This is a genomic window from Escherichia sp. MOD1-EC6475 (assembly GCF_003046645.1).
GTDB lineage: Bacteria > Pseudomonadota > Gammaproteobacteria > Enterobacterales > Enterobacteriaceae > Escherichia > Escherichia ruysiae.
Map to the genome: position 1 here is coordinate 1 of NZ_PZKQ01000088.1, position 6,512 is coordinate 6,512.

Consider the following 6,512-nt stretch of genomic DNA (forward strand, 5'->3'; position numbering starts at 1 on the left):
GAATTCTGCGGGCTCCCCTTGTTACGACACGCACTCCCTGCCACTCCAGAACGGGAATTTCATCCGACTGATTTTGAACAACCACCAGCTCTGATTCCTGAACTGAAGGTGCATGAACTTTTTCTGATTTAACGTTAGTAGCTTTCATTCTGTGTGCCTCCTTGCGTGCTTCGGCTGCGACGGTTGCGTAATTCAGATGCCCCTGTTCGAGCAGGTATTCGCGGATATCAGACAGCAGGATGCGGTGAACTGCGTTCTTGTCCTTTCTCCGGTAAAGTTGTTTGGTGATCATGAAGTAGTTGGCAATAACGCCCGGTATATCCCTGGTACTGATACAGGCAGTGTGCTGTTCAATTGCCTCGATCATCTCTTCACGGGTAACTAATGACGTTCTCATAGTCCCTCCTGAGCAGAAGCGTTAACAGGGAGGCACCAGTAACTGAGAGAATTGCGCAAATCGGTTGAAAAGCGGGCAGAGAAAATGCAGGGAGCGTCAGGAAGCTGAGAACGGGCCTCATCTTCTGTCGGTGCAATAACGAAGTGATAGTGACGTTTTTGGCAGGAGTAAAAGCGCCAGATAAATTCAGGATGAATTGGGGTAGGGACAGTAGCCATAATGGCAGCCTCCTTTGACTAAGTTAAGGAGCTACCGCGTGAGGTCTCAATCTCAATGGCGGTAGCACTGACTGGGTTGAGACTACCGGCGTCAAAGGGAACCGGCCTGCCTTTCGGCAGCCCAGCCAGCACTACCATTGATTTCGGAGCTAAACGCTACGTATGGCTGTGCGATGGCATGACACAAAAAAAGACGCTTTCGGCGTCTGTGTCGCCTTTGACATTATCCGGGGTCTCAATCCCGGCACCCGTTTTAATGAGGTGCCTGATAAGCATAAACCGAAAATGCCTCAAGGCGCAAGAGGTCAGGTTCAATGTAACATCGGCAGTCAAAAAACACAATTTATTAGAGCAAGTGTTTATTCATTAAGCCATGCCAGAGCTTCATCAACCTGCGCTTCGTCTTCGACGCTAAGCACTTCGTCCTGGGGAACATAATCCGCCAGCATAGCGAAACAATATGTATCCCAATGGTCTGGTGAGTGCAGGTTGAGTTTTTTCTTCATATCCTCCTTACTCATCACCTTCCATTGACCTGCGGAGTTAATCCCTACAGGGATTTTCGACGCTTCCTCAATAGTTTCATTACCCTTATCCAGTCTCATACGACCAGATTTTACGGCCTCTGCGGCTTGAACGTTGGCATAAGCACGTTTATCAAAGTACAGGCTCTTATCTTCACGGCTATGCATCTTTTTACCCCAGCGTATACGCTGTACGGTAATACCATAATACTCGTACATCAGATCCGCCGTTGCTTTACCCAGGCCATCGCCGTCTATCGCTATGGTGATATTGGGGAATCGCTCAGGATTACATTCTGCGAAAATTTTGGCGGCAAGCTGCGTTTCTGTAACGTCTGTGTATTCCAGCATTCGATAGTTGATTACACGGCGTTTATTTCGCTGGCCGGACACCATCATGATATTGATAAAGGACTTATCCCGTCCTGTACCACCAGCAACGTCCACACATGCAAGCCAGCCCCATCCTTTGGCAATCTTGACTTTCCGCCGCGTCGCACGTTCAACCTCATCACGTCCAAGAAGGAAGCCGTCCTGTAATTTAGGGAATAGGCCGCGTACCTTAATCATGTACATAGGGTTATCACGCCCGCCGTACTCCGCCAGCTTCATTTTGATAAATTCTGACGTTACCAGCGGTGATTCCTCACTGTTAAGCGTGATCGCCGTATAAACGCCATCTGGGTTACCAGGACGCTTGGCCAGTTTATGGTGAGTATCGTAGAAATAGCCGCTTGGGCGTGTAGGCTGTGACAGTAATAAGATGCGGTTATCCTGTCCGGTAAGAGCACCGGTGATGATACCGAAAGCTCTATCACTGACACCGGAGGCTTCATCGATAATATACAGAAGATGATCTGCGTGTTCACCGGCGAGAGCTTCTTCACTTCCCAGACGAAAGCCCTTCGGTACTACAGTCCATACACCTTTACCAGTAACCTCATAGAAAGCGGTTTCTGTCAGAACAAAATAATCAGCAAGCCATGGAAAACGGCTGGTGGCAGTAGCCCAGTTTATCTTGATGTACTTGAATATACCGGTCATTACCTGCTGAATTTTGTTCGCAACGATAATGGCGCGGGCACCGGGATACATGATTATGAACAACATGATCATGATAGAAGTCATGTCTGATTTCCCGGTACCGTGACCAGACGAAACAGATGTCTTGCTACCCTGTTCCTGCACAGACTCAATAATCAGATCCTGCTGCCAGGTAGGTGTTTTGCCGAACAAAACATCAGCGGCCGCAATCCAGTCATAACGATATAGCGCCACCAGCTCGCGCCAACGTGGATCCGTTACGCAACTTCTGGCCATTAATCATCATCCCCGTATAGCTTGCGGGTAACTTCTTCGTCTTCCTCCTCGTCTTCGTCTAGGTCTTGTTCCAGCCATGGGTCGTTTGATACACCTTCAGTATCAACATCTCCATAACCGCCTGTATCAACGATATCGGCGATTTCTTCCCTACGCTGCTCAATCCACAATGCGGCATCGGCGCGGCGGTTGGCGGCCCGTTCTCGCGCAACTTTGTCCAGATCTTCAAGAGAAGGGCCACCGACGGCTGTTTGCCTTTCCTCATCATCGGTATTGGTCTTAGGAGCACGCAGATCGGCTTTGATTTGCTCCAGCATCAGGGGCGGCACTTTCCCGCCATGCGCCTCGATGAATTCAGCTGCTTCCAGCACTGACCAGTTATTTTCACGCTTTCGTTCGTATGCCAGCTTAACAATGCCAGCTTGCCCCATAGACAAAGCGTGCTTTTCCGCCTCCCGGCTTTCTTTTCGATAGTTATTCCGGATGCTGTAAATGGTGTTGATCAGGCTGCTTATCTGCGCGGAACAGCTGTTTAGCATGCTCGCGATACGGTATTCAGGCGGAGTACCTTCATCATCGTCTTTTTGCTGCTCGTGCATTTCCTGCACCAGGCGAATACACGTATCCCTGGCGTTCTCCAGCATAAGGAGATGAGAAAGAGACTTTTCCAGAAGAGTGGTTTCCAGAACATCGGCCCCGGACCGACGCAACATAGCGCGAGCGGCCTTCCGCGCTTCAACGTTATCTATCAGGTAATCGCCAGCTTCGAATTCAAAGCGTTCACCATCATCATCCAGGGTGTCGCGTTCCAGGCGATCACGTAAGGTACGGTGGGCGCGGGTGATCACGTCATGATCATCAGAACGATCATTTATGCGCTTATTTTGGCGCTTAGCGTTCTCGACTGCGGCACTGACAACAGCATTAACTTTTTGTTTTTCAGCTATTTCAGCTGCAATATGATCACCTGCATGTTGATCATTAGAGTGATCAATGATCATGCTTTTTAGTGGCTTCCTGACTGGCTTATTTGGCTTGCGGCTGTCCGCTGTCCTGGTGTCTTCTTTGAAGGCACGGAGATAACGACGTGCGGTATTAGGGTTAAGATTAAACTCGGCGGCATACTGTGCGATGGTGTAACCACCATCTCGCGCCAGGCGAGCAAAATTCTTCTTGTGATCGTCCCAGGTCACTTATGCTTCCTTTCGTAAAAACTCTTTTTGACGCGAGGGTAACGAAAGTCACATGTCAAAAGGCCCGGAACGGGCAAGCAATCAATCAGATACGTGCGGATGTGGCATTACCGTAATAACGGTGCTGACGGGCCACCTTATTGAAAAGTTGACGCGCCATTACCCAAGGCTGGTGCTCCCGGCGTTCCTTTTCGTCCTGCGTCATATAGAGTTCGTTCTGGAGTTTTTCATCAAACCGGCGCGGAGCGCGGCTACGGCGAAAGAATTCAGGATTCAGAGAGTGGATCTGAAATCTACGTGGGCGTGTACTGTCATCAATCAAAACAGACGAATACTTAGACACAGCGATAGCTTTTAAGCGCAGATAAACATCGCGCTTATCGACATCCAGATGCGGGTATTCCTTTTCAAGAATTGCTGCGAGTTCTTTCGCTGATAGAAGAGATTTAGTGCGGATCATGTAATCCGCAATCTCGTACGATGTTATTCGTGAGTGATTTATTTCCATGAAGTGGCGTCCCTGCCAGTTAAGTAACATCCTGTCACCTACTGATTAGCCCATGTCAACTAATCAACGTGGAATATAATACCCTCGATTAAAGAAATAGCAATACATTAGAGCAATTTTATCTAACGCTCGACGAGTAACTTGTGATAGCGCCGACTCCAAGCGCGTAATCAAAGAACAATCGTTGATGCATCGCCAGCCTACCGTGCGTCTTCTCCCAATTATCGCGATCACGCTCAATATCACGCTGGCATGACTGGCACAGAGGAATTGCGTAAATGTCATGCGCGCATAATCGACTATGACGAACGATATAAGGCGTAATGTGAGCGCCAGCTCCCGCAGCTCCACAGCCACAGCATGGACGGGAAGCCACAAAGTCCATGTACTCGGGCAATTTTAGCGATTGAAGTTTTGGTATTTTGAAATGCGCCATACCTGGGTCGGAGTCAACATCCACAGGGCATACTTTTGCACGCATCGGCGCGGCGCGTTCTTCCATCATCTGAACATATGCTGTAGCGCGATCGTCATACGGGCGAATATCCGCCTCTTTCAGAGGTCCGCTATCCTGCGGAGCAGCCTTCATCTTATTTATTGATATGCGGCAGACTTCTTCCGGCATCAGGTGCATCATGTTACGCATGAAAGCCCACCAGCACAGCTCCTGAATACTTAAATCATGGCTATCTGAAAGGCCCATTTCCTGACGGGCGACATCCAGTATCCAGTTAACGCGATTATTGTGCAGCGTTTCTTTCAGCTCATTAAAACCACGCATCCGGTAATGGTTATCGTGATGCCAGCACAACAACACCGCGCTATTGTCTCGTTCAGCGTGGACAATATGGTTGTCACACCAACTACGATCTGCGGCCTGGCATTGCCCCTCTTTCCTGCGCAACCACGCCACCAGCGAGTCAATTCCACCAATACGGCGAAACAGTTCATCGCTGTTAAAAAACGGCTGCAACGCCTCATTTGTTGCCATAGTTTGCTCGGAAACAACGAGGCCGTCGTCCATGTGCTCGATTAACTCACGCGGCACCGGCTCCATAATAAATTTACGGCCAGCCTCCACCAGCTTTCTGACTTCCTGATCCACTTTGAATGTGGCGACGCCAAGCTCTTTTTGTACAAAGGGAGTAATTACGGCTTTCACATCACACCTTTCATCACTGATTGGGCTTTATCTGCTGCCCGGCATTCTCTGTTTAAGCACAACCATTTCCTGACGGCATAACACAGCAATAGCAGTCCTGGCTCCAATTTGCTTACCAACCAGGTATTGCTTTACCTCGCGGCGACTCACGCCATCAAGAAGCATCTTTAACGCTTCACGGGACAATTTGTTGTATTTGCGTGCCATTAATCTACTCCGAAGAACCATACAATCTACGTAACGTGTCGGCGACAGAAGATACAGATATCTCGCCAGTCGCAGCACCTACAGTAAGGTCTGCCAGTTCAGGTGAATCAAATACCTGCACCCCGTTACGGCGTAGAAATAACAGCGCACTGTTTAGCGCGGTACGCTTATTGGCATCATTGAATATATGCCCTCTCGCTGTAGCCACCAAGTAGGTGGCGGAGACTTCGAAAAGGTCGGTGATCTCTTCGTAGGCAACTCTGGCCTGAACTCTCCCGATAATGGCCTCTGCCCTACCCGGATCTGACATGCCCGGCAGGCCGCCGTAGCGGTTTATATTCGCATCATGAAGCGCAATAAGTTCTTCCGGTGATATATGCCTCATTATCGGTTAACCAGTTCCTTGTTGGTGGAGTCCAGGGTGTCAAACAGGGATGCAAATTCAGCATCCAGCGCCGCTTTTTTGTAGGCTTCGAAAGTAGCCTTGCTGACAATTACTGCTGGCTCACGGCCTCTGCGGGTGATTTCAACCTCTTCCCCGGCCTCAACATTGTTGAGCACTTCAGAAAGGTTGCCCCGCGCGGTACGGAAGTTAATGGATTGCATAAATACCTCGTGTACTCGTTATGTGTACACAATTATAAACTTCACAGACATAAAGCACCAGCACTTTGCGGCTTAACAAACCTCTAGGCAGGTCATTCGTAGCCTAATGTCCGAACTGCTAAAGCATCCAAGTTGCTGTAGAATCACCGCCAATTACATAAGCCTGAAATAAGTGGATGAAAATGACAAGTATTCAACAACGTGCAGAGCTTCATCGTCAAATCTGGCAAATTGCTAACGATGTCAGAGGTTCGGTCGATGGATGGGATTTTAAGCAATACGTTCTGGGCGCGCTTTTCTACCGTTTTATCAGCGAAAATTTTTCCAGCTATATTGAAGCCGGTGATGACAGCATCTGTTAGGTGATGCTGCCAACT

The 6,512-nt window shown here is 49.0% G+C and carries 9 protein-coding genes and 2 pseudogenes; 1 reads left to right on the forward strand and 10 read right to left on the reverse strand.

Features of this window, described 5'->3' with window-relative positions:
• The 10 genes and pseudogenes from A7589_RS21780 to A7589_RS21820 form a co-directional block, all read right to left on the reverse strand.
• Positions 1–397: pseudogene (locus A7589_RS21780) on the reverse strand (phage antirepressor Ant); the annotation flags it as partial.
• Positions 394–615 (reverse strand): host cell division inhibitor Icd-like protein, encoded by a 222-nt coding sequence (locus tag A7589_RS23425; RefSeq protein ID WP_072019028.1) that lies wholly within the window; start codon positions 613–615, stop codon positions 394–396. The gene A7589_RS23425 and the pseudogene A7589_RS21780, both read right to left, overlap by 4 nt.
• An 18-nt stretch (positions 616–633) precedes the next feature.
• Positions 634–753, reverse strand: coding sequence for an ash family protein (locus A7589_RS23430; protein ID WP_001376634.1), 120 nt, complete (start codon positions 751–753; stop codon positions 634–636).
• 221 nt (positions 754–974) lie between these two features.
• On the reverse strand, positions 975–2,459 hold the full coding sequence (locus tag A7589_RS21790) for a terminase (RefSeq protein ID WP_108189008.1): 1,485 nt from the start codon (positions 2,457–2,459) through the stop codon (positions 975–977).
• Positions 2,459–3,652, reverse strand: a complete 1,194-nt coding sequence (locus A7589_RS21795; RefSeq protein WP_108189009.1) for a terminase — start codon at positions 3,650–3,652, stop codon at positions 2,459–2,461. The genes A7589_RS21790 and A7589_RS21795 overlap by 1 nt, the downstream gene beginning before the upstream one ends.
• A gap of 85 nt (positions 3,653–3,737) precedes the next feature.
• Positions 3,738–4,190 (reverse strand): Late promoter-activating protein, encoded by a 453-nt coding sequence (locus A7589_RS21800; protein WP_053263817.1) that lies wholly within the window; start codon positions 4,188–4,190, stop codon positions 3,738–3,740.
• Positions 4,191–4,278: 88 nt separating this feature from the next.
• Positions 4,279–5,322, reverse strand: coding sequence for a DUF968 domain-containing protein (locus A7589_RS21805; RefSeq protein WP_033551394.1), 1,044 nt, complete (start codon positions 5,320–5,322; stop codon positions 4,279–4,281).
• A 27-nt stretch (positions 5,323–5,349) separates the two neighbouring features.
• Complete coding sequence (locus tag A7589_RS21810; protein WP_000113018.1) at positions 5,350–5,529, reverse strand: hypothetical protein; 180 nt, start codon at positions 5,527–5,529, stop codon at positions 5,350–5,352.
• A gap of 4 nt (positions 5,530–5,533) precedes the next feature.
• Positions 5,534–5,914 (reverse strand): type II toxin-antitoxin system death-on-curing family toxin, encoded by a 381-nt coding sequence (locus A7589_RS21815; RefSeq protein WP_072731915.1) that lies wholly within the window; start codon positions 5,912–5,914, stop codon positions 5,534–5,536.
• Entirely contained in the window at positions 5,914–6,135 is a 222-nt protein-coding gene (locus tag A7589_RS21820; RefSeq protein WP_001190712.1) for a type II toxin-antitoxin system Phd/YefM family antitoxin, read from the reverse strand. Before A7589_RS21820 ends, A7589_RS21815 begins: the two co-directional genes overlap by 1 nt.
• Positions 6,136–6,317: 182 nt before the next feature.
• On the opposite strand from A7589_RS21820, the pseudogene A7589_RS21825 reads away from it, so the two are divergent.
• A pseudogene (locus A7589_RS21825) lies at positions 6,318–6,491 on the forward strand (type I restriction-modification system subunit M N-terminal domain-containing protein); the annotation flags it as partial.
• Between the last annotated feature and the right edge of the window lie 21 nt (positions 6,492–6,512).